Genomic DNA, 26287 nt, shown 5'->3' on the forward strand with positions numbered 1-26287 from the left:
ACTCATCACTCACAACTCAAATACATTCTGATATTACCAGACTTTGTTCTCTTACTTGTTCCTCTTTTTCGAGACGTAACAAAATTCTTCTGAAAATTTCTTGTAAACTGATGCCTTGATGTTGGGCAATAAATGGCAAAAAGCTATTTGAATCTAAATTTGGCATGGTATTGATGTCCAAAATATAGATTTTTCCGTCTGACACACGCACATCCGTGCGTGACATTCCTCTTAATCCTAAGGCATGATGTACACGTAAAACCATTTCTTGCATGGCTTGGCAAGTCTCTGCATCTAAGTCATGATACAACACTTTTTCGGTACGACCGTATTGCTGTCCCGCAATGTACACTTCTCGCTCGTCGTCTGGACGAATTTCTAAGGGATTCAAACAAATATAATCGCTCGCTTCTTCATTTGGAATTACACCGACCGTAAACTCTCGCCCCGAAAGATATGGTTGGATAATCATTTCATCTTTTTCCAATAATTGCTGATAAGGAATACTTTCTTTATCAAATACCAACATATTTTGATGAAGACTACCGAAACGAGGTTTAGCAATAAAGCGAGTAAAGCTGGAAGTACTAATTTCACTCAAAGGAATGATAGCAGGTGTCGGAACGCCCACTTTGGCACATACCTCTGGTAAATGTAGTTTATCTTTAGCCAATATCTGTGACTGATAATTGCTAGCAGTATGCTTAATTCCATTATCTTCGAGCCAACGAACGATGTCATGTTGTCCTTCGTCGCCAAAACCATAACATACGTTGAATACAATATCAAATTGTTTGAGAAAATTGGCAAATTCGGAAGTGAATCCTACAAAATGGGTGACATAGGGGTAATATTCTTCGGGTGTGGAGGCTAAAAAATTAGCTACTGTACGAGCAAAAATATTTTCCTTCCATGGGGTAAAGCTAGAATCCGAGTAAAGGTAGATAAGCCTTTTGGTTGTCATGGGTAAAAAGGGTTTTAATTTCGACCCAAAATACTTGAACAAAATGGAGAAAAGGTTATCGGAATGTTATCTGTTTATTATTCTTTTTTCGCTTGTTTATCAGCATGTTACATATATTTTTCTTTAATGCTAAATTAATAATTCCATAACCCGAAATACCATTTTAGCATTGCATCTTTGCCCCTTAATTATGTTATCAAATCAATTTATTTTGAAAGTGTTTTATCGACCACTTTGGCTTTTTTGTATTCTACTAATTGCTTGGAATTCTAGTGCACAAACTTATATCAAGGTAAAAGGAAAGGTGGTTGATGCCAAGACCAGCGAGGTGATTCCTTTTGCTAGTATTTTGATTCAAGGCACCAATCGTGGAACGCAAACCGACCTCAACGGTAATTTCTTTATAGAAACTTCCGTTCAGCATCCTTCTATCAAAATCTCTATTATTGGGTATCAGTCCCAAACCAAAACCTTTCAAACTGCCAAAGACGTGCAACAACTTACGGTGCGTCTTCAATCGCTCAATACTAGTTTGGACGAAGTGGTGGTAAAAGGGAAAAAAGATAAATACCGCAATAAGGACAATCCTGCCGTGCAACTGGTGCGAAAGGTGATTGAGCATAAATCCATGAACCGCCCCGAGGCACTTGATTTTTATCAATACAATAAATACGAAAAGTTAGAATTTGATTTGAGTAATATTTCTGAAAAATTTAGAAATAAGCGCTCTCTTCGCAAGTTTGACTTTGTATTTAACCACCTCGATACGTCTAAAATCACTGGGAAGGTTACGTTGCCCATGTATCTCAAGGAGACTATCTCGGATGTGTATTACCGTAAAAATCCAGAAGCTAAAAAAGAGCTTATTACTGGAGATAAAATGACTGGTCTGGGTGGCTATGTCGATAACAATGGGATAAAACTCTATTTGGAGGCATTGTATCAAGAGGTCAATTTTTATGACAATAATATTCTATTACTGGCGAAGCAGTTTTTAGGGCCAACCTCACCGATTGCACCGCAGTTTTATCGGTATGCCATTATTGATACAACCGTTTATAAAGACACAAAATGCATCACTTTAGGCTTTGCACCTCGCAATACCAATGATCAACTGTTTCAAGGGCAAATGCTCGTAGCTATGGATTCTAGCTATGCGGTACGAAAAGTGGAAATGGGTTTTTCGAAAGATATTAATGTCAATTTTGTTACCGACCTCAAAATTTCGCAAGAATTTGAATTTGTGGGTGATAAAGGTTTGATGCTTACCAAAGACGATTTAATCATTGAATTTAATCCTCTGAAAAAAGAAAATGGTATGAGCTTATTTGGACAAAGAAGCGTGTCCTATCATGACTATAAGCTCAATATGCCTATAGAAGCAAGCCATTTTGAGGGATATCGTACCGAAGTGCTCAAAGACGCCACTCAACGAAAAGATGATTATTGGGCTAATGCACGTCACCAACCGCTCAGTACCAAAGAGATGGGTATTTACACCATGGTAGATAGTGTCAAAAGTGTGCCAGCATTCCAAAGGTTTATGAATACGGCCTCTTTCTTGTTGGAGGGATACAAACCTTTGGGAGCCTTCGAAATAGGGCCTGTAAATACTTTTTATAGCTTCAACCCTGTTGAAGGACTCCGTCTGCGCTTTGGCGGGCGTACTACTGCCAAATTTAGCGAAAGAATGGCCTTTGAGGTATATTCGGCTTATGGTTTCCGTGATCAAAAGTGGAAGTATTTTGCCTCGGCGACACTATCGCTTACCGACCATAACATTTATACCTATCCGATTCGTCATTTACGATTGTCTTATCAAAATGACTTAAAAATCCCTGGGCAAGAGTTACAGTTTGTTCAAGAAGATAACTTTTTACTTTCTTTCAAAAGAGGTATCAACAACCAACGAACCTACAACCAAGTTTGGACACTAGACTGGCTACGAGAATCGAAATCTGGGGTAGCGTGGAGTGCACAAATCAAGAAAACGATTCAAACACCAACGGGCTCGTTGACCTACGAAAATGGCTTAGGTCAAACCGTACCTCAACTCGACAATACAGAATTTGGGGTAGGGTTGAGATATGCCCCTAATGAGCAGTTTTATCAAGGAAAAAACTATCGTATCCCGATTGTGAATCAATATCCCGTTATTCAACTACGCTATAATTATTCGCCAAAAGGATTTTTGGGAAGTGAATACGAATATAGTCGCGTAATGGCACAGATGTACAAAAGGGTAAATATTCCGCCATTGGGTTATACCAATTTAACGATTGAAGGTGCCAAACTGTGGGGGAAAGTACCATTTCCGCTGTTGCTCATTCATAGAGCCAACCAAACGTATTCGTATCAGTTAGAGTCCTATAACTTGATGAACTTCTTGGAGTTTGTGAGTGACCAATATGCTACCATATTTTTCGATCATCATTTCAACGGATTTTTCTTTAATAAAATCCCCTTGTTGAACCGACTCAAAATTCGTGAAGTAGCCTCATTTACGGGTTTGTGGGGAAGTGTATCTGACCAGAACAAACCTTCGTCGGATAATCAGTTACTGGCGTTTCCAAAATATGCCAATGGCGACCCTATTACCTATTCCTTAGATCACCGACCTTATATGGAGATGAGCGTAGGGGTAGAAAACGTATTTAAAATTCTTAGAATAGATCTCCTCAAACGACTATCTTATCTCGATCATCCAAATGCACCAAGTTCGCTGGCAATTAGATTTAGAGTGAAGTTTGATTTCTAGGCACAAGGCAACAGGCACGAGGCAAAGAGTGTTAAAATTGTTTTTAGTAACGATAGAGATGCCAAACTTGGCGTCTCTATTTTTGTAATATCTCAATCCTATTTTATCATCATTCCTATCAAAAATTATTAGAAAAATGGTCTAATAAGTTCTATTTGATTACCAATGGTTTTACTAAAATGAGCTTTGTAGAAAGGTCCTGAATTATTAGGGTCAAATAGAAAATTTCTACGAATACCCATATATTCAAACGAAAAAATGTATCCGCCTTGGTCGTAAGCATCGGGATTGCCAAAAATGTTTCTAGGTTCAAAAAGCATCCACAAAGGAATCGTCACTAATAATTTGGCATTAGAATTTTCATTTCGTTTCCATTGTGTTGGCAAGTTAGATGGGTTTCTCTGTGAATTACAGTAAGTGTTTGGATATGATTTAGATAACCCTTGCGGACTCACTTCATATACAACTGCGCATGAGTCCATACATTCACACGTATAAAAGCCATACGACTGTATAGAGGGAGTGATAGAAATAGTAAAAGACAATAAGAAAAATAGACTCAAGCCTAAAAAAATCTTTGATGAACGATTCATGATATTAATGTGAGCTACAATTACAGTTTACTTGTTTCCAAACCTCATTGTAAGTTGGCAGTAATAGATTTTGCTTCAGCGAAACTTTAGTTTTTTGAATTCTTTTTCTTTGAAAATCAATGAATCCCAATTCACTTGTCAAGCTTCCTTCTTTGGGAAAATAGGAAACGTAATACGCCCCATTTTTATCATAAATATTTTGATATTCTAATCCATCCATATTTTCGATACTCATGAGTATTTTATGATTTTTTAAATCGTAAATGGTCAAAATTTGAATATCAGAGGAGTAATTAGCAAAAAGATAACGCCCATCCTTTGACACTGCAAAAGCTCCGCCTTGTAATGTGGTCAACTTTCCACTAGCATCAATCAGTAGAGTTTCACCATCATAGTCACCAAATTTAGATACGATAAAGTAATCCTTGAGAGGTTGCTGAGAGGGAAGATATAGACCAGAGCATGAGCCTACAGGATCTATATCATAAAATTTCTTGCTCACAGTTTTTCGATTCTTTCTGATATATAACCAAGCACGACATGCAAATTGATTGGCAGTGTTTTTCTTGGGATGTATCATCGTAGTAATAACTTCTAACGAACCCCACTGCAAAGTATCACTTTGAGTTATGTACTTACGACTAGGGTAAATCTCCTTTTTGTAGGTCAAAAACTTATTAACTTGTCCCCAACTCTTAAAGGATAACAAAGTAAAGAATAGAAAAAATGCTTTTTTCATAGGCGTTTACTAACAAGGTTTGATTGATAAGACAAGTTATAAAAAACAATATCATTCAGCCAAATTTACTAGTTCAAGACTTAGTCTTGGACTCATTTTTTAAACAGTTTAAAACTGTATTTACAAAATTCAGCTGAATAAAACTTTTCGTTTTGCCCAACAATAACCTAAGGTTTGTTTTTGGGTTGCACTTCCTTTATTATCAAATTGTTAACTCAATAATTCGTAACCTATTCATAATATTTGGGTAATAATAATTCTCTACTTTTACATCACAGAAAACGCTAGATATTCCTAGAATTCTGGACTCACTAAGCTTATCAATAGCGGATGCATATACCAAAGAAAATACTGTTTATCACAGGGTCGATTAACCAAACCTCGCAGATGCACCAAATCGCTCAGCAATTGCCTGAGTATGATTGTTGGTTTAGTCAGATTTTTGCAGACTCGCCCTTGGTGAACTGGGTGATTGAAAATACCACTTGGGCCGACCGCACGGTGCTGGCTGGGCAGTTTCGTCGTAATTCTGAGACCTATTGCACAGAACACGGTTTGCAGATGGACTACAAAGCACAAAAAAATCGCTATGATTTGGTGGTCTATTGTTCGGATTTGATTATTCCTGACAGAATGCTTCAAACCAAAACTTTGTGGGTGCAAGAAGGTATGATAGATGAATGCACCACTATTAGTAAATGGGTCAAAAAATTACATCTTCCTCCTTATTTAGCTATAGGAACATCCCTGAACGGTACTTCCAATATTTGCGATGTATATTGTGCTGCATCGGAAGGCTACAAAGGATATTTTTCTGACATGGGAACCCAAGCTCACAAAATTATGGTCACAGGTATGCCTAATTTTGATAATTGTGAAAAGTTTGTGGATAACACCCTCGATATGAAAAACTATGTGTTGGTAACTACTTCTGATATTCGCGAATGTTACCGACCAGACGATAGAGTAGGCTTTATCAAACGTTGTGTTGAAATCGCCAACGGACGACCATTGGTGTTTAAGCTACATCCCAACGAGATTTTTGAAAGAGCCATTGCCGAAATCAAAGAAAATACGCCCGAAGGTACTTTTATTTACACTAATGGCAATGTAAATCACATGATTGCCAATTGCGACGAATTGATTACACAGTATTCGACGCTCGTATATGTGGGTATTGCCTTGGGGAAAAAAGTACATTCTTATTTTGATGTGGAGGACCTAAAAAGATTAGCGCCAATTCAGAATGGGGGTACTTCTGCTCAAAATATTGCTCGTGTATGCCGTGACTTTTTGGAGTTTAATGGTAAAAAAGAAGACTTTACCAAACAGTACCAATACACTGCGACACCCATTATTAAACCTAGTCTTTGCGAAATCGCATGAGTCAAGCGCCAGTTATCACCATCGTCGTACAAGCTCGCATGAGTTCGAGCCGATTGCCAGGTAAAGTAATGCTTCCTATCTTGGAAGAGCCCCTACTTTACCGCATGATAGAGCGTCTTCGAATGGTAAAGCGTATATCGCATATCGTTATAGCAACTTCTGATCATACACAGGACGATGTCATTGAGCGTTTTTGTAAAAACTATCAAATAGATTGTTACAGAGGAAGTCTTAATGATTTACTAGACAGGCATTGGCAAGTAGGGCATCTGACCGAGGCAGACGTTGTTCTTAAAATACCATCAGATTGTCCACTTATCGACCCTCGTATTGTGGATAAAGTATTAGATGTGTACTTGTCAGCACCCGACAAATATGATTATATAAGTAACTTACATCCTGCTACTTATCCCGATGGCAACGATGTAGAGATTATGAGTTTTAAAGCCCTAACCAAAGCTTGGGAGGAGGCAGTTCGTCCTTTGGAACTAGAGCATACAACGCCTTATTTCTGGGAAAATCCAGAGAAGTTCAAACTAGGCAATGTACTTTGGGAAACAGGTTTGGATTATTCAATGTCACACAGATTTACTATAGATTATCATGAAGACTACCAATTTATTAAGCGGATTTTTGAAGAGCTATATCCTCTCAAGCCTGAGTTCTCTTTGGAAGATATTTTAAATTTATTGGTGCAAAAGCCTGAAATTATGGCTATTAACGCTCAGTGGGCAGGTGTCAACTGGTATCGAAACCATTTGGACGAGCTAAAAACTATCGACGCTTCCATGACGGTTCAGGTAGAAGCACAGGGTCTGGTGCCTTCCCCAAAACTATCAAATTCCAATGAGTCATAAGTAACAATGATTGTTGGAAAATAAGTCTTTTTTTATTAGAATTCTTGGTATAAGACGCGGCGTAGAACGTCTATCCTTTAAAAATAAAAAAGTGTAATTAGATTGAAAAATCACTCATTTATTCAATCGAAACTCACTCAATAAACTCCCCATGAACGAAGTAAAATTAAAGAAATTGGAGCAAACGGCTTTACGAGTTCGTGAGCATATCATCAAGCTTTCGACCGACGGAGGCTGTTTTGTGGGTGCATCGCTTTCAGCAACCGATTTGATTGTTTACCTCTACACAGAATTCCTCAATTTAAACTCTTCTAACTTGGATGACCCCGACAGAGACTACTTGTTTTTGTCGAAAGGGCACGATGTGCCTGCACTTTATGGAACGTTGGTTGAAATGGGTGTTTTAGAAGCAGAGAGACTGCAAAACCACTTATCTACCAACGACCATATCTATTGGCATCCTAACACCCAAATTCCTGGTATTGAGTTCCATTCGGGTTCTTTGGGACATTTGCCAGCGGTATCAGTGGGTGTGGCAATGGACTTGAAAATTAGTGGTTCTCAAAATCGCGTGGTATGTATCTTGGGCGATGGCGAGCTTAATGAAGGTTCGGTTTGGGAGGCGGTTATGGTGGCACACGCGCACAAATTAGACAACCTTATTTTTGTGGTGGATCGTAACAATTTCCAAGCTAATATGGCCACAGAAGACCTTATTCCACTTGAGCCTTTAGTAGATAAATTTGAGGCTTTTGGTTGGGAAGTGTGTCGGATTGATGGTCATAATTTCTTGGATTTGGAAGAAGCATTTGCAGACTTGCCATACAAAAAACATAAACCAAGTGTAGTAATAGCCGATACAGTTCGTGGAAAAGGTTTACCAAGTATCGAAGCTCGTGCTGACCGTTGGTTTTGCAATTTTTCGACTGTAGAAATTGAACAACTCTTACAAGAACTCCACGGTGAACACACGACTACCTTAGTCTCAGAAACCTTGGTGGTGAGGTAGATGGAAGGTATATCCCGTAGAGACGTTGCACCGCAACGTCTTATTGAGTGGCTGAGTAAAGTATGTAATTATTAATTCACAACTCACTCATTCACAATTAACTAATTGAATTTATGTACGAAGAACTACTAAAAAATATAGCCATCGACGACGAGCGTATTGTTGTCATGACAGCCGAAAACCGTGCTTTGATTCGTAATTTGCCTCCAGTTTTAGGTAAAAGATTTATCGATACAGGAATTACCGAACAATGTATGGTAGGCGCCGCCGCAGGGTTGGCATTACGTGGAAGGATACCTGTATTACACGCCTTGGCGTCTTTTCTTTCGATGCGTGCTTTTGAATTTGTACGCACCGATGCAGGAATCCCCAATTTACCTATCAAGTTGAGTGCCTTTATTCCAGGTTTTTTATCAGATGGAAACGGTCCCACACACCAAGCTGTAGAGGATGTCTCTCTCATGCGAGGAATTCCAAATATGCAAGTTTTTGCACCAGCAAATGAGCAAGATTTGGCCATAATGTTACCCGAAATTCTTGCCTCTAAACATCCAGCTTATATTCGTATTTGTCACCGTACTACCTCTTTTCAACATCAAAAACACTTTGAAATTGGCAAAGCTGAAGTTATTGCTGAAGGTACTGATGTTACCTTGCTGACTTACGGTTTTATGCTTGAGCAAACGCTTATCGCTGCCGAAATTCTTAGAGCAGAAGGCAAGTCTGTGGGTATCGTCAATCTTCGTAGTCTCAAGCCAATCGATGAAGCCTATCTGGTAGATTTAACGCAAAAAACAGATTTGTTAGTAACCATTGAAGACCATTTTGTTACAGGAGGTTTGTATTCAATTGTTGCAGAAATTTTCTTGAAAAAACAGATACAATCACCTGTTTTACCTATTGCATTATTCGAGAAATGGTTCAAACCGGCACGCTTGCAAGAGGTACTAGAATACGAAGGATTTACAGGGAAACAAATAGCAGAACGTATTTTGGGCTATCATACTGAATCCATTCAGCCTCATATCGTAGCGTCTGAATTTGCAGAATAATCCCCACTTGTAGAGACGTTGCACGCAACGTCTTTTAGGCTAAAGAAAAAAGGAGTTTTATATGAAATTATAAAGACCTTTTGCCTAATGCATACAGCCTAAGCCAAACTATATACAACATTGCATTTCGAGAATCACCATTAATTCATTGTCATGCCAAACGGAGTAAAATTTAACGACCATTATCCTAATATTACTATTTCGGATATCCTATATGAACGTGCATTGGCAGTTCAAAAACCTATTACTCAGACCCTTGCTAAAGGGCCAGGTCAATTTACCAAAGGTATTGCACCAAAGTATTTGGTAAAAGGAAAAGGCTCACACGTTTGGGATGTCGATGGCAACGAGTATATCGACTACAACGCCGCAATTGGTCCAGTATCTTTAGGATATTGCTACCCAGCAGTCGATGAGGCCATCCAACGCCAATTAGCTGACGGAATTTCGTTTTCTCTGACGCATCCTTTGGAAGTTGAGCTTTCAGAACTGATTCAAGATATTATTCCAAACGCTGAGGCAGTCAAAATCTCCAAAATGGGAGCAGATGTTTGTTCGGCGGCTATTCGTGTATCACGTGCTTTTACAGGTCGTGAAAAAATCTTTTGCTGTGGCTATCACGGTTGGCATGATTGGTATATCGGTATCACAAGTCGTAATGCTGGTGTGCCCGAAAGTACGCAAAATATGACTTATACTTTCGAATACAACGACATCGAAAGTATTCGTGCTGCCTTGGACGAAGACGTAGCAGCTGTGATTTTAGAGCCATTTATTTTTGAAGCACCTAAAAATAACTTCCTCCAAGAATTAGCCGAAGCTTGTCGTGAAAATGGAACATTACTCATTTTTGATGAAATGTGGACTGGCTTTCGAATTGCCTTGGGTGGTGCGCAAGAATATTTCCAAGTAAAACCAGACTTAGCGGTTTATTCAAAAGCTTGTGCTAATGGAATGCCAATTGCCTTGTTGACGGGTCGTGCAGACGTTATGGAGCTGTTCAACAAAGAAGTATTCAGTTATACTACTTTCGGTGGCGAAACTTTGTCTTTGGCAGCTTGTATTGCTACTATTCGTGAATTACAAGAAAAAAATGTACCAGCATATTTAGCCGAAAAAGGGGCGATTTTGCAACAAGGATATAACCAGATTGCCGAGGAGTTTGGCTTAGGCGCATTTACCAAATGTATCGGTTATCCATGTCGCTCTATGGTAACATTTAGTCCAGAAGCTGGCAATGGCCTTGAGCTAAAAACGCTTATGCAACAAGAAATGATTAAGCGTGGTATCCTGTGGGCTGGTTTTCATAATATGTGCTACAGTCATACCGACGAGGATATTGCTTACACTTTGTCTGCTTATCGCGATGTTATGCCAATCATGAAAAAAGCGATTCTTGATAAAGATGCAATGCCATTGATTCGTGGAGAAGTATTGGAAGCTGTTTTTAGAAAAACCTCAAACTACAATATCAAACCTGCTTTGCAGAAAGCCTAACCATGAATCAGCTAATCTCGAATCCTTCTTTGGCTGTACCCCAATTGTTTTCATTGGCAGGTAAAACGGCTATTGTTACAGGGGCTACAGGATTGATTGGACAAAAACACTGCGAAGCTCTCGCTGCCGCAGGCGCCAACGTGGTAGTAGCCGACGTACTCGAATTACAAGCCAAAGGTTTGGCTAATCAATTAGGAGAAAAACATATCGGTCTAAAGCTCGATGTAACAAATCCTAATAGTTTGGAGAAGGCGAAAGCGACTATTCTCGAAAAATATGGTTCAATCGATGTGTTGGTCAACAATGCGGCTATCAACGATATGTTCGAAAATCCATTGATGGCAAAAGAATTGTCCGCCTTCGAAAACTATCCATTGGAGTCTTTCCGAAAATCACTTGAAGTCAATGTTCTTGGGGTCTTTTTATGCTCGCAGATATTTGGTTCAGTAATGGCAGAGGCAGGTGCTGGTAGCATTATTAATATTGCCTCTACTTATGGCATGGTGGGTCCTGATCAACAAATTTACCGTGACGAAAACGGGGAGCAGAGTTTTTTTAAATCTCCATCATACCCAACTACCAAAGGTGCTGTTCTCAACTTTACTCGCTTTTTGGCTGCCTATTGGGGGCACAAAGGTGTGCGTGTGAATACACTGTCGCCAGGGGGTGTTGAAAACGGTCAGAATGAATTTTTTATCAAAAACTATACAAATAAAACGCCACTTGGTCGTATGGCTCAGCCTAACGATTATCAAGGGGCATTGGTATTCCTTGCTTCTGATGCTTCGGCTTATATGACAGGCGCCAACCTAGTAGTCGATGGCGGGTGGACAAGCATTTAGAGTTTTGAATTTTGAGTGCAGAGTTTTGAAATAGCTCCAATGTTCAAGTAAGCTTAACCACAAATTACTCAATGGAAAAATTACAACATATAAAATTGCTCCTTACCGACTGTGACGGTGTTTTGACCGATGCAGGGGTGTATTATGGAGAAAATGGTGAGGTATTGAAAAAATTCAATATCCGTGATGGGATGGGTGTCGAGCGTTTGCGCAATAGACAAATTGCTACAGGTATTATTACTGGCGAGCTTTCGCCTTCTGTACGCAAACGTGCCGAAAAGCTCAAGATTACCGAATTGCACATGGGTATCAAAGATAAGCTGGCGGTACTCCAACAAATATTGGTGAACCGTAATATCCTTCCTGAGCAAATTGCCTACATCGGCGACGATGTCAATGACCTCGAAATCATGAAGCACGTAGGCTTTACGGCTTGTCCTGCCGACGCCCTTAAGCAAGTGCGTAGCCAAGTAGACTATATCTGCGAAGCCAAAGGCGGCGAAGGCTGTTTCCGCGAACTAGCTGAACTTATTCTAGAGGCACAAACTCAAGAGGTGATAACTGAAATTTTATTAGAAGCTTAATAGTGGCAAAGGTTCAAAGGCACAAAGTGGCAAAGTGATTTACAATAAAGTGAATGAGGTACAAAGTAGCAAAGGCACAAAGTGAATTTGAATAAGATAATATAAACCACTTTGTGCCTTAGTGCCTGTTCCCTTTGTGCCTTCAAAAAACTAACAATAAAGTAGCAAAGGCACAAAGTGAATTAGAATAGGATAATATAAACCACTTTGTGCCTTAGTGCCTGTTCCCTTAGTGCCTTCAAAAAAAACTAACAATAACAAACGCATGAAATCAATTGAACTTAACACAGGAAAAGTAATTGGCGAAGGTGCGCCATGTTACATTATTGCAGAAATTGGTATCAATCACAATGGCTCGATTGATATTGCTAAAAAACTCATCGACGAGGCAGTCAATGCTAGAGTAGATGCGGTGAAATTTCAAAAAAGAACTCCAGAAGTATGTGTGCCACGCGACCAATGGGAAATCATGCGTGATACACCGTGGGGACGTATGTCATATATCGACTATAAGCGCAAAACTGAATTTGGTACAGTAGAGTTTTCTATCATTGACCAATATTGCAAAGAGCGAGGAATGGACTGGTTTGTATCGGCTTGGGATGTAGAATCAGTAGATTTTATGGAGCAGTTTGAAACACCTTTGTACAAATTGGCTTCAGCGTCGTTGACTGACTTTGAATTGATTGAACGTATTTTGAAAACTGGTCGCCCATTGATGATTTCAACAGGGATGTCTACGCAAAATGAAATCGTTGAAACAGTTCGTTTTATCTTAGATTTTGACCCTGAATATCCTTTGTCGATTGCTCACGCTACTTCGGCGTATCCTTGCAAGCCTGAAGAGTTGAATTTGAACATGATTCATACCTTAAAAACGATGTTCCCTAATCACCCTATTGGTTATTCTGGACATGAAACTGGCTTGGCTACTACCGTGGCAGCAGTGGCAATGGGTGCGACTTTTGTAGAGAGACACTTCACGCTTGACCGTGCTATGTGGGGTTCTGACCATGCGGCGTCGGTTGAACCACAAGGTTTGGCTCGCCTAGTAAAAGACATCCGCGACGTAGAAACAGCGAGTGGCGACGGTATCAAAAAAGTATATGATTCTGAAGTAGGTCAGATGAAAAAATTAAGAAAGCATATTTCTGCTGAGTATAATAAATAGCTGACGGCTTTCGGCAATCAGCTTTCGGGCGGAAAACCGACAACTGAAAGCTGATTGCCCATGGCTTATAAAAGACCTATAGATTCAACTCTGTAGGTCTTTGTGCTAAAAAACGGAACCCTTTATTTATATGACAACGGTTGAAATTACCACACTAATTTTGGTAGTTTGGATTGTACTGATTATTACGCTCGAAAGACTTTTCCCTTATCGCAAAGGACTTCCTTTTTTTAGAGAAGGCTTTTGGGTTGATTTGGTTTGGTACACCATAATTCAAAGCTATTTTCTCAAAATTCTTATTTTTCAATACATCATTGAGCCTATTCATGAGGCTTATCCTTGGTCTTCTTGGGTGTCGGTGAGTCATTGGCCATTAGCATTGCAGGTGTTCTTTTTTCTGGTAACCCATGATTTTTATATCTATTGGTTTCACCGTTTTCAACATGCCAATGCTTTCTTTTGGCGGACACATGAGGCGCATCACTCGGGCAAAAATGTAGACTTTCTGAGTGGCTCACGCTCGCATATTGTCGAGATTGTTATCAATCAAACGATTGAGTTTTTGCCAATTATTTTGCTAGGTGCATCCCCCGAAGTATTACCGATAAAAGCCTTACTAGATGCTATGTTTGGTATGTTTATTCATAGTAATCTTGATGTGAAACTGGGAAAATGGAAATACCTTTTCAATTCACCTGAGTTACATCTTTGGCATCATGCTAATTATAAAGAGGTTTTTCATGCCAATTTTTCGACCAAATTTGCCACATGGGACTATCTCTTCAAAACAGTATATGATCCCAAGCACAAGCCTGGGAATGCCCCCGAAAATTGGGGTTTATACTATGATTTCCCGAAAGACTATTTTTTACAACATGCTTTTTCAGTTAAAAGATTTGAGGAAAAAAAACTCTTGAAATATCCTTTGTTTCGAAAGTATTATTTCCTCAGAATCAATCTGTGGAATTGGTTTTTACAGAAAATAAAAAAAAGATAATAGCGAGTTAGACGTAACGTGTTATGTCTCTACAACATCATAAATCTGTGAGAGACGTAACATGTTACGTCTCTACATAAACCATAAATTATGCAATGGATTTATTTATTAATTGCTGCGGTATTTGAAGCCGCTTGGACATTTTCTTTGAAATATCTTGATTTTCAGAAAATCAAAACGATTCAATGGGATACCATTTTCTCCATGCATACTTGGGTGCTTATTTCGCCTTTGCTGGGATATATCTTTTTTGGGATTGGCAATATTTATTTTTTCGCACTAGCACTCAAAATGCTCCCTACAGCAGTGGCTATGGCCGTTTGGACAGCTCTTGCCTTGGTTTTTATCAAGCTGGCCGATGTTTTTATCTTACATGAAAAATGGGTTTGGCAAGAAATCGGGTGGATAACCCTCATTGCTATTGGTATTGTTGGGTTAAAAACATCGGTAAAAGCTTGAAAACAAAAAACGGTAAGACAAAGCCTTACCGTTTATAAACGAGAACCACTTATTTCATAACTAGCTACCAAAAAAATATTCTCAGTGCATGTCGTAATAGATGAGCGAACCTAATGCAATTTGGAAATATGAAAATGAGGTAAGACCAAAGTATGAGTGATGAGTTTTGAATGTAATTTTATGATTACTACTATTTTATTTCATCGATTTCCTTCACTTAATTTTTGAGCTTTCAGCTTTGGGCATTCGGCAAAAACATATCTATCATTACTAAAAACAATTTAACACTCTTTACCTTGTGCCTAAACACATAACCTAAATCTTATTCAGCACTAATCCTTAAAAAGGCTTTTATGATACTTTTGGCTATAAGCTTCGGCATTAAGAAAAATACGTTTTTGAATTCATAAAAAATATTTTGCCAAGAGCTCATAGCTGAAAGCCGAATGTTAAATAGTGACCATTAAAATATTACATTCACAACTCAGCATTCATACTAATGCCTACAGCTCACAGCCTAAAGCCATTAATAACTTATATAGGTATTAGTAAACGAACCGTCGTCGTAAAGGTCGATGATGGCATAGCCTGCTTCGGTATGCTGGTATTTACCAAACCACCATCTACCAGATACAGCGCCATTACAACAGTAAGAAACGCCATTATAATCAACTCGGTCGGTTAGGTGAATATGTCCCGAAACAGCCAGTTTTACATTTTTATGGTCATCAAAAAGATTTGAAATACGTTTGGCGTCGGTGTGCATCCAGCTGCCAGGTACTTCCCATTTGCCGTTATTGCTATTGTCACCATCAAAAAATACACAAGCCGCTAAAATCGGAATATGCGAAATCACCATTACAGGCTTGTCGTCGGGCGTAGCCTTGAGTGTCGACTTCAGCCAATCGTATTGCTCGTCGTCGAGGTGGGCGGTGTACCATGAGCCGTCTTTTTTGCGCTGAACGCTATCGAGCATGACAAAACGCCATTGGTCGGTATCATGCGAGTAATAGCGCTTGCTTATAGACATCTCGTCCATGGCCCATTTTTTGCCGTCCTCGAAGGTCTTGAAACTATCGCCCTCGCAACAGATGTCGTGATTGCCTACACAACTGATGACTGGTAAATTATTTTCACTTTTGAGTACTTCATTAAAAAGCTTCCATTGTTTGTCTGCATTGTGTGGAGTGCGTTTATGTGCATCCATCACACAATCACCAGAGTTGATGATAAGGTCTGGTTTGATATCCAATGATTGAATATGGTGCAAACAACGCTCAAAACCTTTGGCCGCCCCAATCAAGGGTTGGATGTGTACATCGGTAATATGAGCTACACGAAGTACACGTTTAGGAGCGCTGGGTTTTTGAGCATTTGCCAACGAAGGAAGCGATAAACCTCCTGCGGTAAGAGCCAATTGTCGAAGTAAATCTCTTCTTTGCATAATATGCGATTGCTTGGTTAGAAATAGCTATCAAGTAGTGCTTGGCTACCACCTCTACCTCCTCAGAAGCACAGTGCAAAATTGTGATTTTAGTGTAACTTCATGATTTGTAATAAGTTAAGAATTTGTAAAAAGAGGAGGCTCAATATGAATTTCTTGTCAAATTTTGAAGACATCGTGGGAACTTAAATACAATCAAAGAAGATTTAACATAAACAATTCATAAAGTTTTTTTACTTTTGTCGCCCTTTTAATAAATATAAAAGGTGCTAATTATCAGGAAGTTGGAGTGGAAAAGGATAAATGCCGACTAAAGTTAAGACCATAACTTTACAAATAATATACTTGCAGAACGCCAAGGGCTAAAAACCTAATCATGTAGAATAAGATAGAAAGGGGTTTTAATATAAAGTATTGATAATTAAAACTTTGTATTCACAATTTACAACTCATAATTCAGCATTAATACTCGCAGTCAAAAAATAATAAAATTATGAACCATCAACAGTTGCGTAAGGAAAATTTTGGAAATGATTTTGTGTGGGGCATCGCAATGTCGGCCTTTCAAAATGAAGGTGCTTGGAATGAAGGAAATAAAAGTGAGTCTATTTGGGATAGATTTAGCCATAAAAAGAATAGAATTTTAGATAAAACAAATGCCGATGTAACTACAGATTTCTATCATCGCTACCGCGAAGATATCCGTCTGACCAAGGAGTTGGGATTTGAAGTGTTTCGCTTTTCTTTTGCTTGGTCAAGAATTCTACCTAATGGCATTGGCACGGTCAATCATGAAGGAATTGACTTTTACCATAAGGTGATAGATACTTGTTTGGAATTTGGTTTAGAACCTTGGCCTACGATTTATCACTGGGATTTGCCTCAGATTTTGGAGGATATGGGTGGTTGGACCAACCGCCATATCGTAGATTGGTTTGTGGAATATTGTGAGGTATTGACCGAAGAATTTGGCTCAAAAGTCAAACATTGGATGGTGCTCAATGAGCCAGCAGGTTTTACGGGTTTGGGCTATATGACGGGTTATCATGCGCCTGGGCGTATGGGTATGAGTAATTTTTTACCTGCAGTCCACCACACAGCACTATGCCAAGCTGAGGGTGCAAGAGTGATTCGTAGAAATGTGTCAGATGCCGTGATTGGCACTACTTTTTCATGTTCTCATATCGAACCACATACGCATCGCTTCGCCGATATTAAAGCCGCCCAGAAAGTAGATGCCCTCCTCAATCGGTTATTTCTTGAGCCTGCTTTGGGTTTAGGATATCCTATTGAAGATTTACCTTTTCTTAAGACCATGATGAAAAAGTATGTCTTTGAAGGTGATATGGAGCGACTGGCGTTTGACTTTGATTTTATTGGTATTCAAAACTACTTTAAGTTGGTGATGAAAGGAGCTTGGTGGATGCCCTATATCAATGCCATGGAAGTAAAACCCCACAAACGAGGCGTACATCATACAACGGATTTGGGCTGGGAGGTATCGCCAGATGGAATGTATGAAATTATCAAGAAATTTGCTTCGTATTCTCAAATCAAGCAGTTGATTATTACCGAAAATGGCGCTGCTTTTAAAGATACCCTTCGTCATGGTGAGGTACATGACCCTGAGCGAACAGCTTTTTATCAGACCTATTTGCATAGTATTCTGAAGGCAAAGCAAGAAGGTATCAATTTGGGGGGATATTTGGCGTGGACACTAACCGATAATTTTGAATGGAGAGAAGGTTATCAGCCCAAATTTGGTTTGGTATATGTAGACTTCGAAACTCAAGAAAGAATTGTAAAAAGTTCAGGAAAATGGTTTAAGGAGTTTTTAACAGCCGAAAAAAAGCATAAGCAAGCAGATATATTAGTTTCGGAAAAGGTTATTTGTTAAGTGATGAGTTGTGAGTGGTGAGTTGTGAATTTTAGTACTGATACATCATTCACAATTCACCATTTTAAAAATCACTAATTCACCCAATCACTCAGCAGCAAGGTTTTATTTTACTGTAAACCCACCTGTTCCGATTTGATAACCTTCTGAATATAATTCTACCTTATAGTTGCCAGCACGATACGGAGAATTTCCGCCACGTTGGTATGAAATTTCAACGTTTTGGTTATTGTTTTGAAAGAAGATTGACTTTTTAGCTGTATAATTAGTTTCCTTCCCAAATATGTTAAAACTTCCCGAACCAGCAGCCGTGTCAAACAATACAGCACCGTCTGGGTCGAGCACACGGAGGTAAATTACTTTTTCGTCTTGTTTGGCAATTGGATTAGGCATCAAGCTAAATGCGACCTTAATTTTACTCACCTTTGATGCTCTGTAAGTACCGCCATCACGCTCTTTTCCTCTGTCTGATATGGCCAATACTTGTACTTCTTGTGCTTGTAAGGCGGAGGCTCTACTCACTTTTGCCGAAAGCTCAGAGTTTTTACGAGATACATTTTCGACTGAATCGCTCAAAGATTTTTTGATGCCTTTCAACGAAACATTTTCGGTACTCAAGTCGGTATTTTCAGAAGTTAGTGTACGATTTTTTTCTGCCAAAATGCCATTTTCTTTACGAAGGCGATTCAGTTCGGCGTCCTTGTTGTTGAGGAGACTAATATACTCAGCTATTTTGCCATCATATTGTTGTTTCGAAAGTTCACCAGCTGATTTGAGTCCAGCAACATCAGCTTCTAACTGTTTTTTGGCAGCTTCTAACTCTTCTACTCGTCCACCCAAAGATTTGATTTCTGCAATTTTGGCATCCATTTGCATCCCAATCGAGTCCAAGCTCATACGTGCCGACGAAATTTCGGCTACACGCTGGTCTATCATTCGATTTTGGTCTTTACTAATACCTTTTGCTTCAAATAGTAAATAGCCTAAAACAGCTGATAAAATAGCAAATGCACCTGTACCAGCTTTCCAGAGACTATTGTTGGACTTGTTTACATCCATAAAAGAGTTGATTAGATATTAAGGCTTATTGGCTGGCTACAGTCTAATATTCTGACAGCAAACAGCCAAAGGTATATTAAAATAAGGCTAAATCTGAGCTGCTGGTATAGATATATCATTGATTCATAAGTGCTCTGAGATACATCTTTGACCTAGCTTCGCTCAATTCAAAGCCCGAAATTAAACAATTTAGGCTGATTCAAGAAATCTCTTTTTCTAAACTGTTTAAACAAATATAGAATTTTGAAGGAATGATTTTATCCTGATTCTGGTGGTTTTTCAAAATACCTCAGCTGAGTGCTTATATTTGTAAATAATTCTGGAGATTGTGTAAATAATTTGCGATTTCTAGGAAATATTTTCTTTTTAACTCAAGATGATGTCGTCTTTGCACGTAACTTTGACGACATTTCAAAACGGCTTTAGGCTGTGAACGGTATGCTTTAGGCAAAATATTTCTATGATTTATTAAAATATACTTTTAAGCTTAATCATATCTTTTCTATCGAAGTAATACAGACTTTATTCTAGTACCTACGGCTTATAGTCTAAAGCATATTAATGCAATTTTACTCTATATTTTACTTAGATTAGGACATAATTCAATAGCTGATGGCTAAAAGCTGATAGCCGATAGCCAAGATAAACTTATTTCAAAATAATGCCCAAATACGATTTTTTAGTCATAGGCTCTGGTATTGCAGGACTTTCCTACACCGCCAAACTTGCATCACATTTTGCTGATAAAAAACAAGATGTCAAAATCGCAGTCATCACTAAAACGGTGGCCGAAGAAACCAATACCAAATATGCACAAGGAGGTATTGCTGCTGTTTGGAATAATGAGGATTCCTTCGAAAAACATATCGAAGATACCATGATTGCGGGCGATTTTTTATCAGATCCCAAAGTCGTAGAAATTGTGGTAAAAGAAGCCCCTGCTCGTTTGCAAGAGCTGATTGATTATGGCACAGAATTCGACAAAAAAGCTGATGGATCCTATGATTTGGTAAAAGAAGGAGGTCACTCAGACCATCGTATTTTACACCATAAAGATTCGACAGGTAACGAAATAGAACGCGCTTTATTGGCGAAAGTAAAGTCCTTTCCAAGCGTTGAGATATTTACGCATTATTTTGCCGTTGACTTGATTACACAACACCATTTGGGTGAAAAAGTAACTAAAGATACACCCGACAAAAGATGCTTTGGGGTATATGTATTCAACACTTTGACAGGTAGACCCGAGACTTTTCTTGCTAAAACTACACTTTTGGCAACGGGTGGTATTGGTCAAATATATCAGAGTACTACCAACCCAACCATTGCTACGGGCGACGGTATTTCGATGGCCTATCGTGCCAAGGCTTTGGTGGACAATATGGAGTTTATCCAGTTTCACCCAACGTCTTTGTATCAGCCAGGCAAAAAGCCTTCTTTCTTAATTTCGGAAGCTGTACGTGGGCATGGCGGTATTTTGAAAAATAAGGATGGAGAGACATTCATGGAAAATTATGACCCTCGTTTGTCGTTGGCACCACGTGATATTGTGGCTAGAGCGATAGACTCTGAGATGAAGAAGAATGGGGTTGACCATGTTTATTTGGATACTCGTCATTTGGAGGCAGAAGATTTCAAGCATCATTTTCCGATGATTTACAAATACTGCAAGGATAACTTGGGCTTGGATATTACTGGCAACGATATGATTCCTGTAGTGCCAGCGCAACATTATTTGTGCGGTGGTATTAAGGTCAATGAATATTCACAAACGACGATTAATTACCTTTTTGCCGCAGGCGAATGTTCGTGTACAGGCTTGCATGGAGCTAATCGTCTGGCTTCCAATTCTTTGCTAGAGGCTATTGTGTATGCACATCGTGCGTTTGAAAAAACGATCGAGATTTACCAAGAAAATACCATTCCTGACAATATTCCAGATTGGAACGACGACGGAACAACTCACCCAGAAGAATTGATTTTGGTGACCGAAATGACCCGTGAGTTAGAGTCGGTGATGAGTAATTATGTTGGTATTGTAAGAACTGACCGTCGTTTGAAACGTGCGTATGACCGTCTAGAGCTGATTTATATCGAACACGAAGAGTTGTATCGTGAATCCAAGCTATCAGTACCAATTTGTCAGTTGAGAAATATGATTAATGCAGCGTACTTGGTGATTAAACACGCCATAGCTCGTAAAGAAAATAGAGGCTTGCATTATAACTTAGATAACATCAGGTAGGTGAGGAGTTTTGAATCTTTTCTTGAAATCCACATTTCACCAGTAGAGACGCAATGTTTGCGTCTGAAGCCGAGTAAAACATAGCATAGTAGTATCAAAAAAGCGGTCTGAAAATATTCTTCGACCGCTTTTTTGATGCTATCATGTTACAATCATTGAATCTCTACTGCTAAAATTTAGATTTTAAAACAATCACTCATTTACTCATTCACAAATCACTCAATATCATTAGCTGAACAATTCTTTTAGTTTAAGGGCGACCATAACATTTCCTGCAAATTTTAATTTTCCTGTGATTACCGCACTCATCGGGTCAATATGACCATTAATAAGGCTTTGTAAGACTGTAGTAGTCGTTCTAAACGAGCAATCTGCTGTTTGGTAGTCGTCGCTTACATGACCTTTGGGACAAATCATGATACTTCCTTCAGGCAGGTCAAAACGAACCGTGCCGCCCATTTGTGTTAATTTCTCTTGATGTTGAGCGATTTGATGCATTAATCTTTCCATAGCCGTATTTTTTACTTGTTTAAGTTCTTATATCAAAGCTAATTAATTGAAAAAATAAAAACAAGCGAAATTTCGCTAAAATGTATATTTTCGCAAATGTGTTTTTCGGAATGCCTCAAAAACCCTATTCAGGCCTAATAATTTCCTGTTCACCAGCATATTAGGGCTTCTTAGCAACGAAACTTTCTATATATCAGTCAACATTTCATAATAAATCCAACCACATTTTTGGGCATATAAATAGTATCTTTGTGAATAAATACAAAATATTCACAACAGACTAAACCCTATTTTCGCTCAGACAAAGCGATATTTATCACATGCAAAAACTTTTTACAACCTTAGTAGGGCTATTATGGCTATCGTCTTTTAGTATTATTGCGCAAAATTTTACCCTAAAAGGACAAATCATCAACCAATCGACACAGTTGCCTATCGAAGGAGCGATTGTTCGATCTTTTCCTCATGGTTATGCGATTACCAATTCTTTGGGAGAATTTTCTATCTCAAAACTGACCTCTGCTGAAGTGCAAGTGCAAGTTTCACATATTGGTTTTCAGAAATATGAAGCTAAAGTAAAAACGAGTCAAACACTTAAAGTTGCTCTACCTGTAGCGATGGTTCAGCTCGAAGAGGTAGAGGTTCATCCCGAAAATGCACACCAACAACAAACAATCAGTAGTATAGATTTGCAATTGCGCCCTATCAATAACTCACAAGAAGTATTGCGCTCAGTACCAGGGCTATTCATGGGTCAACACGCAGGAGGAGGCAAAGCCGAACAGATATTTCTACGCGGATTTGACCTTGACCATGGTACTGATATTCGCTTGACAGTGGATGGTATGCCTGTAAATATGGTATCACATGCACACGGACAAGGATATGCCGATTTGCACTTTGTGATTCCTGAATTGATAGAAAGAGTAGATTTCAAAAAAGGGTCCTATTATGCCGATAAAGGCAATTTTACCACAGCAGGTTGGGTAGATTTTAGAACAAAAAATGTCTTGGACAAAAACTTTGTAAAGGTTGAAGCAGGGCAATTTAATACCTATCGTGCAGTGGGTGCGTTTAATCTTTTGGGACAAAAAGCCAAAGAACGCAACGAGTCGATGTACGTAGGAGGGGAGTATAGCTATTCGGATAGTTATTTTGACTCACCACAGCATTTTCGACGTGTCAATGCTGTTACCAAATACAATCGTCAATTTTCGAGTAAATCACAATTAACCCTGACGGCTTCTACTTTTTGGAGTAAGTGGAACCACTCAGGACAAATCCCCGACCGTGCAGTAGATTCGGGTCAAATTTCATTTTATGGTGCGATTGATGATACCGAAGGTGGCGAAACTAGTAGAAGTAATGTTAATGCGCAATTGGTTACTCAATTGGGAAATGGCGTGTTGAAAAACCAATTATTTTATTCCAACTACAACTTTTTATTATTCTCCAATTTTACCTTTTTCAAAGAAGATCCAGTAAATGGAGATCAGATAAAGCAACATGAAAATCGTAATCTTTGGGGAGGAAATACCAGTTATTCGATAGAACATGGTAATGGTGCGAGTTCGAATATTGGCGTGGATTATCGACAAGATTTTGTAAATAATCTTGAGCTTTCACGAACTGTCAATCGCACCTTTGTTAGTGATTCATTGAAATATGGTAAAGTCATGGAGCAAAACTTAGGATTCTACTATGATTATACCATGCGACTATCTGAGCGATTGACAGCCAATGTTGGTTTGCGATATGATGTGTTTTGGAATCGATATAATAACTTTTTGAGTGATTCGAGTAAATATACATTGAAAGCAAATGCCTCTATTTTAAGTCCTAAATTCAACTTGTATTATACGCCAAACAATCGTGTACAATTGTATTTGAATACAGGAAAGGGTTTTCACTCAAACGATACACGTGTAGTAGTAGCTACTCAAGGACGTGAGATATTACCAGCAGCTTACGGTTCTGATTTGGGCGTTGTATGGAAGCCATTACCTAAATTATTGCTCAATATGTCGGCGTGGTATTTATGGCTCGACCAAGAGTTTGTGTACGTGGGCGACGAAGCCGTAGTGGAGCCAAGTGGTAAAACTCGTCGTATGGGATTAGATCTTTCGTTGCGTTACCAAATTACAGACTGGCTGTACGCCGATATGGATTGGAACATAGCAAAACCAAGAGCGTTAGGTGTAAACGAATTACAAGCATTTTTACCATTGGCCCCAACCCGAACCTCAACGGGAGGATTGAATGTCAGAACACAAAATGGATGGAGTGGCTCGTTGCGATACAGATATATGGCCGACCGACCAGCCAATGACGATAATACAATTATTGCCAAAGGGTATTTTGTCAACGATATGCAGGTCAATTATCAATACAAGGCATATAACTTTGGATTATCGGTTCAAAACCTCGCCAATGTACGCTGGAAAGAGACGCAGTTTGCGACAGAAAGTCAGTTGAAAAATGAAACAGAACCTGTAAATGAAATCCATTTTACGGCAGGAACACCATTTTTGCCAAGCTGTCGGTAGGTATATCATTTTAGAATAGGAGCTAGAAAAAATGAAAAGGGTAGGATATAAACCATTAGTCTATATTCTACCCTTTTCTTGTAAATGTCTTAAAGCTTACTGATGAATTTTTGCTTTCAAGAAATTAATCAGCACATCCAAACCTAAGTCGAAGCTATGGTTGTTTGGGATTACGATATCGGCTACTTTTCTATAAGGTTTAATGAATTTCTTATAAGTAGGGTTTACGTGATTTTTCCAGCGATACATCACGTCCATCAAATCATATCCTCTTTCTTCGGCGTCGCGTTTGATACGGCGATTAAGTTTGATTTTGTTGGTAGCATCAATAAATACCTTCAAATCCAACTGGTTGGCTACTTCAGGGTAATGGAATACAAAAATACCTTCAACTACCACAATAGGGGCTGGTCTAAAGCATAACATTTTTGGTGTTACAGCTTTGTTATTGAAAGTATATTCTTCTTTGTGTACTTCCAATCCTTTTTTCAACAGCTCAACATCGTGGGCAAAAGCCTCTCCATCAATTGATTCAGGAAGGTCAAAATTTTCAACACCATTTTCATCTTTCAACTGAAGATGACGTGGGCGATAATAATTGTCTTGAGAAATCAAACAAATTTCATTTTCTGGAAAAGCCTCAAGCAATCGCTTCAGGAACAAAGTTTTGCCCGAAGCACTGCCACCAGTAATACCTACGAGATACGGTCGTTGGGGAATAGCCATTGATTGGATTAATGTTAAAGAAATTTTACTACTAGAATTCTACCCAAACGGGCAATGAACCATGCTTATACACATAAACTCCCCCAGCCGATAGAATAGTTTCTTTGAATGGGGGAATTCTTAATAGCGCTGAATGGAGAGATAAGAGTGAAGAATTCAACACCCACTTTCGATTTAGACTATTGTATATTTCAGCAAAGTTCGGAAAGATTCACGACTTTATTTTCGTCCAGTAATAATTTTCTTATCTAAAGCAGCCCAAAGTTGATTACGATAGGTATCTCCTAAGGGGATAGAGGTCTCATTATCGAGGAATATCTGGTTTCCTTCTACAAAATCTATTTTACCCAAAGAAATGATATAGGAACGATGAACCCTCAAAAATAAGTCTGGCGAAAGGGCTTCTTCCAAGTCTTTTACATTGAGTAGTGATACAAATTTTCCACGGGTGGTATGCACCGTTACATAATTTCCTAAACCTTCTACAAAGAGTATGTCATTGAGTTCTATTTTCTGGATTCTACTTTCAGTTTTGATAAAAACATAGTCATCTGCTGTACCCGGGCGCTCGCTTTCGGTGCTTCTTCTCAAAATAGATTGAGTTTTATCGATGGCACGTACAAAGCGTTCGAAAGGAACAGGCTTTACCAAATAGTCGATATTATGATATTGATATCCTTCAAGAGCATATTCTTCATAGGCTGTAGTAATAATGAATCGGCAGCGACTGCCCGCCAATTTCATGAGTTCGATGCCCGACAATTCAGGCATTCTTATATCTACAAAAGCTAAATCAACGGACTGGGTTCTGATTAGTTCGAGTGCTTCAACTGGACTTGTAAAGGTGGCTAGTAAGTTTAGTTGAGGCAAACGATTGACATAATTGCTTAATACATCAATGGCAGCACGTTCATCATCAATAATGATACAATTCAACATTTTTATAAAGTAT

22 protein-coding genes are annotated in these 26287 nt (G+C 38.8%); 14 read left to right on the plus strand and 8 right to left on the minus strand.

Features of this window, described 5'->3' with window-relative positions:
* Positions 1-16: 16 nt before the first annotated feature.
* Entirely contained in the window at positions 17-964 is a 948-nt protein-coding gene (locus tag BWI92_RS07135) for an ATP-grasp domain-containing protein (protein WP_095161425.1), read from the minus strand.
* Positions 965-1154: 190 nt separating this feature from the next.
* Here BWI92_RS07135 and BWI92_RS07140 point away from each other — a divergent pair, with 190 nt between their 5' ends.
* Entirely contained in the window at positions 1155-3722 is a 2568-nt protein-coding gene (locus BWI92_RS07140) for a DUF5686 and carboxypeptidase-like regulatory domain-containing protein (protein ID WP_095161426.1), read from the plus strand.
* 128 nt (positions 3723-3850) lie between these two features.
* Here the strand turns inward: BWI92_RS07140 and BWI92_RS26990 are convergent, their stop codons facing one another.
* Positions 3851-4315: a hypothetical protein gene (locus BWI92_RS26990; RefSeq protein ID WP_141234707.1), complete on the minus strand. Its 465-nt coding sequence runs from the start codon at positions 4313-4315 to the stop codon at positions 3851-3853.
* A 4-nt stretch (positions 4316-4319) separates the two neighbouring features.
* Positions 4320-5054 (minus strand): hypothetical protein, encoded by a 735-nt coding sequence (locus BWI92_RS07150; RefSeq protein ID WP_095161428.1) that lies wholly within the window; start codon positions 5052-5054, stop codon positions 4320-4322.
* A 330-nt stretch (positions 5055-5384) separates the two neighbouring features.
* Between BWI92_RS07150 and BWI92_RS07155 the strand changes: the two genes are divergently transcribed.
* The 10 genes from BWI92_RS07155 to BWI92_RS07200 all read left to right on the plus strand — a co-directional run bounded on the left by BWI92_RS07155 (position 5385) and on the right by BWI92_RS07200 (position 14908).
* Complete coding sequence (locus tag BWI92_RS07155) at positions 5385-6440, plus strand: hypothetical protein (protein ID WP_229362768.1); 1056 nt, start codon at positions 5385-5387, stop codon at positions 6438-6440.
* Positions 6437-7297 carry a cytidylyltransferase domain-containing protein gene (locus BWI92_RS07160; protein WP_095161429.1) on the plus strand — a complete coding sequence of 287 codons (861 nt, stop codon included), beginning with the start codon at positions 6437-6439 and terminating at the stop codon, positions 7295-7297. The genes BWI92_RS07155 and BWI92_RS07160 overlap by 4 nt, the downstream gene beginning before the upstream one ends.
* Before the next feature lie 151 nt (positions 7298-7448).
* Positions 7449-8306, plus strand: coding sequence for a transketolase (locus BWI92_RS07165; protein ID WP_095161430.1), 858 nt, complete (start codon positions 7449-7451; stop codon positions 8304-8306).
* 113 nt (positions 8307-8419) lie between these two features.
* Positions 8420-9358: a transketolase family protein gene (locus BWI92_RS07170; RefSeq protein ID WP_095161431.1), complete on the plus strand. Its 939-nt coding sequence runs from the start codon at positions 8420-8422 to the stop codon at positions 9356-9358.
* A 153-nt stretch (positions 9359-9511) separates the two neighbouring features.
* The gene (locus BWI92_RS07175) at positions 9512-10855 is read left to right on the plus strand and encodes an aminotransferase class III-fold pyridoxal phosphate-dependent enzyme (protein ID WP_095161432.1); all 1344 of its coding nucleotides are present in this window, start codon (positions 9512-9514) and stop codon (positions 10853-10855) included.
* A gap of 2 nt (positions 10856-10857) precedes the next feature.
* Positions 10858-11697, plus strand: a complete 840-nt coding sequence (locus BWI92_RS07180; RefSeq protein ID WP_095161433.1) for an SDR family oxidoreductase — start codon at positions 10858-10860, stop codon at positions 11695-11697.
* 71 nt (positions 11698-11768) lie between these two features.
* Entirely contained in the window at positions 11769-12281 is a 513-nt protein-coding gene (locus tag BWI92_RS07185) for an HAD family hydrolase (protein ID WP_095161434.1), read from the plus strand.
* Positions 12282-12546: 265 nt separating this feature from the next.
* Positions 12547-13452: an N-acetylneuraminate synthase family protein gene (locus tag BWI92_RS07190; protein WP_095161435.1), complete on the plus strand. Its 906-nt coding sequence runs from the start codon at positions 12547-12549 to the stop codon at positions 13450-13452.
* 130 nt (positions 13453-13582) lie between these two features.
* Complete coding sequence (locus BWI92_RS07195) at positions 13583-14449, plus strand: sterol desaturase family protein (protein WP_095161436.1); 867 nt, start codon at positions 13583-13585, stop codon at positions 14447-14449.
* A gap of 90 nt (positions 14450-14539) precedes the next feature.
* Entirely contained in the window at positions 14540-14908 is a 369-nt protein-coding gene (locus BWI92_RS07200; protein WP_229362772.1) for a multidrug efflux SMR transporter, read from the plus strand.
* Between the two features lie 526 nt (positions 14909-15434).
* Here the strand turns inward: BWI92_RS07200 and BWI92_RS07205 are convergent.
* Complete coding sequence (locus BWI92_RS07205) at positions 15435-16352, minus strand: metallophosphoesterase (RefSeq protein ID WP_095161438.1); 918 nt, start codon at positions 16350-16352, stop codon at positions 15435-15437.
* Positions 16353-16845: 493 nt separating this feature from the next.
* Here BWI92_RS07205 and BWI92_RS07210 point away from each other — a divergent pair, with 493 nt between their 5' ends.
* Entirely contained in the window at positions 16846-18249 is a 1404-nt protein-coding gene (locus tag BWI92_RS07210; protein WP_095161439.1) for a GH1 family beta-glucosidase, read from the plus strand.
* A gap of 105 nt (positions 18250-18354) precedes the next feature.
* On the opposite strand, the gene BWI92_RS07215 is transcribed toward BWI92_RS07210, so the two are convergent.
* The gene (locus BWI92_RS07215) at positions 18355-19308 is read right to left on the minus strand and encodes a hypothetical protein (RefSeq protein ID WP_095161440.1); all 954 of its coding nucleotides are present in this window, start codon (positions 19306-19308) and stop codon (positions 18355-18357) included.
* A gap of 661 nt (positions 19309-19969) precedes the next feature.
* On the opposite strand from BWI92_RS07215, the gene nadB reads away from it, so the two are divergent.
* The gene (nadB, locus tag BWI92_RS07220) at positions 19970-21553 is read left to right on the plus strand and encodes an L-aspartate oxidase (protein WP_095161441.1); all 1584 of its coding nucleotides are present in this window, start codon (positions 19970-19972) and stop codon (positions 21551-21553) included.
* 228 nt (positions 21554-21781) lie between these two features.
* Here nadB and BWI92_RS07225 read toward each other — a convergent pair whose 3' ends face one another.
* A complete protein-coding gene (locus BWI92_RS07225) occupies positions 21782-22063 on the minus strand; it encodes an SCP2 sterol-binding domain-containing protein (RefSeq protein WP_095161442.1) in 282 nt (93 codons plus the stop codon).
* 320 nt (positions 22064-22383) lie between these two features.
* On the opposite strand from BWI92_RS07225, the gene BWI92_RS07230 reads away from it, so the two are divergent.
* Positions 22384-24609, plus strand: coding sequence for a TonB-dependent receptor domain-containing protein (locus BWI92_RS07230; RefSeq protein WP_095161443.1), 2226 nt, complete (start codon positions 22384-22386; stop codon positions 24607-24609).
* Positions 24610-24705: 96 nt separating this feature from the next.
* On the opposite strand, the gene BWI92_RS07235 is transcribed toward BWI92_RS07230, so the two are convergent.
* Complete coding sequence (locus BWI92_RS07235; protein WP_095161444.1) at positions 24706-25335, minus strand: uridine kinase; 630 nt, start codon at positions 25333-25335, stop codon at positions 24706-24708.
* Between the two features lie 219 nt (positions 25336-25554).
* Positions 25555-26274 carry a LytTR family DNA-binding domain-containing protein gene (locus tag BWI92_RS07240; RefSeq protein ID WP_095161445.1) on the minus strand — a complete coding sequence of 240 codons (720 nt, stop codon included), beginning with the start codon at positions 26272-26274 and terminating at the stop codon, positions 25555-25557.
* Positions 26275-26287 lie beyond the last annotated feature (13 nt).

The organism is Flectobacillus sp. BAB-3569 (assembly GCF_002270355.1).
GTDB classification, from domain to species: Bacteria; Bacteroidota; Bacteroidia; order Cytophagales; family Spirosomataceae; genus Flectobacillus; species Flectobacillus roseus.

Bases quoted from the DNA above. Each gene is read 5' to 3' on its own strand.
- BWI92_RS07135 (WP_095161425.1), bottom strand. From the start codon at position 964: ATGACAACCAAAAGGCTTATCTACCTTTACTCGGATTCTAGCTTTACC.
- BWI92_RS07140 (WP_095161426.1), top strand. From the start codon at position 1,155: ATGTTATCAAATCAATTTATTTTGAAAGTGTTTTATCGACCACTTTGG.
- BWI92_RS26990 (WP_141234707.1), bottom strand. From the start codon at position 4,315: ATGAATCGTTCATCAAAGATTTTTTTAGGCTTGAGTCTATTTTTCTTA.
- BWI92_RS07150 (WP_095161428.1), bottom strand. From the start codon at position 5,054: ATGAAAAAAGCATTTTTTCTATTCTTTACTTTGTTATCCTTTAAGAGT.
- BWI92_RS07155 (WP_229362768.1), top strand. From the start codon at position 5,385: ATGCATATACCAAAGAAAATACTGTTTATCACAGGGTCGATTAACCAA.
- BWI92_RS07160 (WP_095161429.1), top strand. From the start codon at position 6,437: ATGAGTCAAGCGCCAGTTATCACCATCGTCGTACAAGCTCGCATGAGT.
- BWI92_RS07165 (WP_095161430.1), top strand. From the start codon at position 7,449: ATGAACGAAGTAAAATTAAAGAAATTGGAGCAAACGGCTTTACGAGTT.
- BWI92_RS07170 (WP_095161431.1), top strand. From the start codon at position 8,420: ATGTACGAAGAACTACTAAAAAATATAGCCATCGACGACGAGCGTATT.
- BWI92_RS07175 (WP_095161432.1), top strand. From the start codon at position 9,512: ATGCCAAACGGAGTAAAATTTAACGACCATTATCCTAATATTACTATT.
- BWI92_RS07180 (WP_095161433.1), top strand. From the start codon at position 10,858: ATGAATCAGCTAATCTCGAATCCTTCTTTGGCTGTACCCCAATTGTTT.
- BWI92_RS07185 (WP_095161434.1), top strand. From the start codon at position 11,769: ATGGAAAAATTACAACATATAAAATTGCTCCTTACCGACTGTGACGGT.
- BWI92_RS07190 (WP_095161435.1), top strand. From the start codon at position 12,547: ATGAAATCAATTGAACTTAACACAGGAAAAGTAATTGGCGAAGGTGCG.
- BWI92_RS07195 (WP_095161436.1), top strand. From the start codon at position 13,583: ATGACAACGGTTGAAATTACCACACTAATTTTGGTAGTTTGGATTGTA.
- BWI92_RS07200 (WP_229362772.1), top strand. From the start codon at position 14,540: ATGCAATGGATTTATTTATTAATTGCTGCGGTATTTGAAGCCGCTTGG.
- BWI92_RS07205 (WP_095161438.1), bottom strand. From the start codon at position 16,352: ATGCAAAGAAGAGATTTACTTCGACAATTGGCTCTTACCGCAGGAGGT.
- BWI92_RS07210 (WP_095161439.1), top strand. From the start codon at position 16,846: ATGAACCATCAACAGTTGCGTAAGGAAAATTTTGGAAATGATTTTGTG.
- BWI92_RS07215 (WP_095161440.1), bottom strand. From the start codon at position 19,308: ATGGATGTAAACAAGTCCAACAATAGTCTCTGGAAAGCTGGTACAGGT.
- nadB (WP_095161441.1), top strand. From the start codon at position 19,970: ATGCCCAAATACGATTTTTTAGTCATAGGCTCTGGTATTGCAGGACTT.
- BWI92_RS07225 (WP_095161442.1), bottom strand. From the start codon at position 22,063: ATGGAAAGATTAATGCATCAAATCGCTCAACATCAAGAGAAATTAACA.
- BWI92_RS07230 (WP_095161443.1), top strand. From the start codon at position 22,384: ATGCAAAAACTTTTTACAACCTTAGTAGGGCTATTATGGCTATCGTCT.
- BWI92_RS07235 (WP_095161444.1), bottom strand. From the start codon at position 25,335: ATGGCTATTCCCCAACGACCGTATCTCGTAGGTATTACTGGTGGCAGT.
- BWI92_RS07240 (WP_095161445.1), bottom strand. From the start codon at position 26,274: ATGTTGAATTGTATCATTATTGATGATGAACGTGCTGCCATTGATGTA.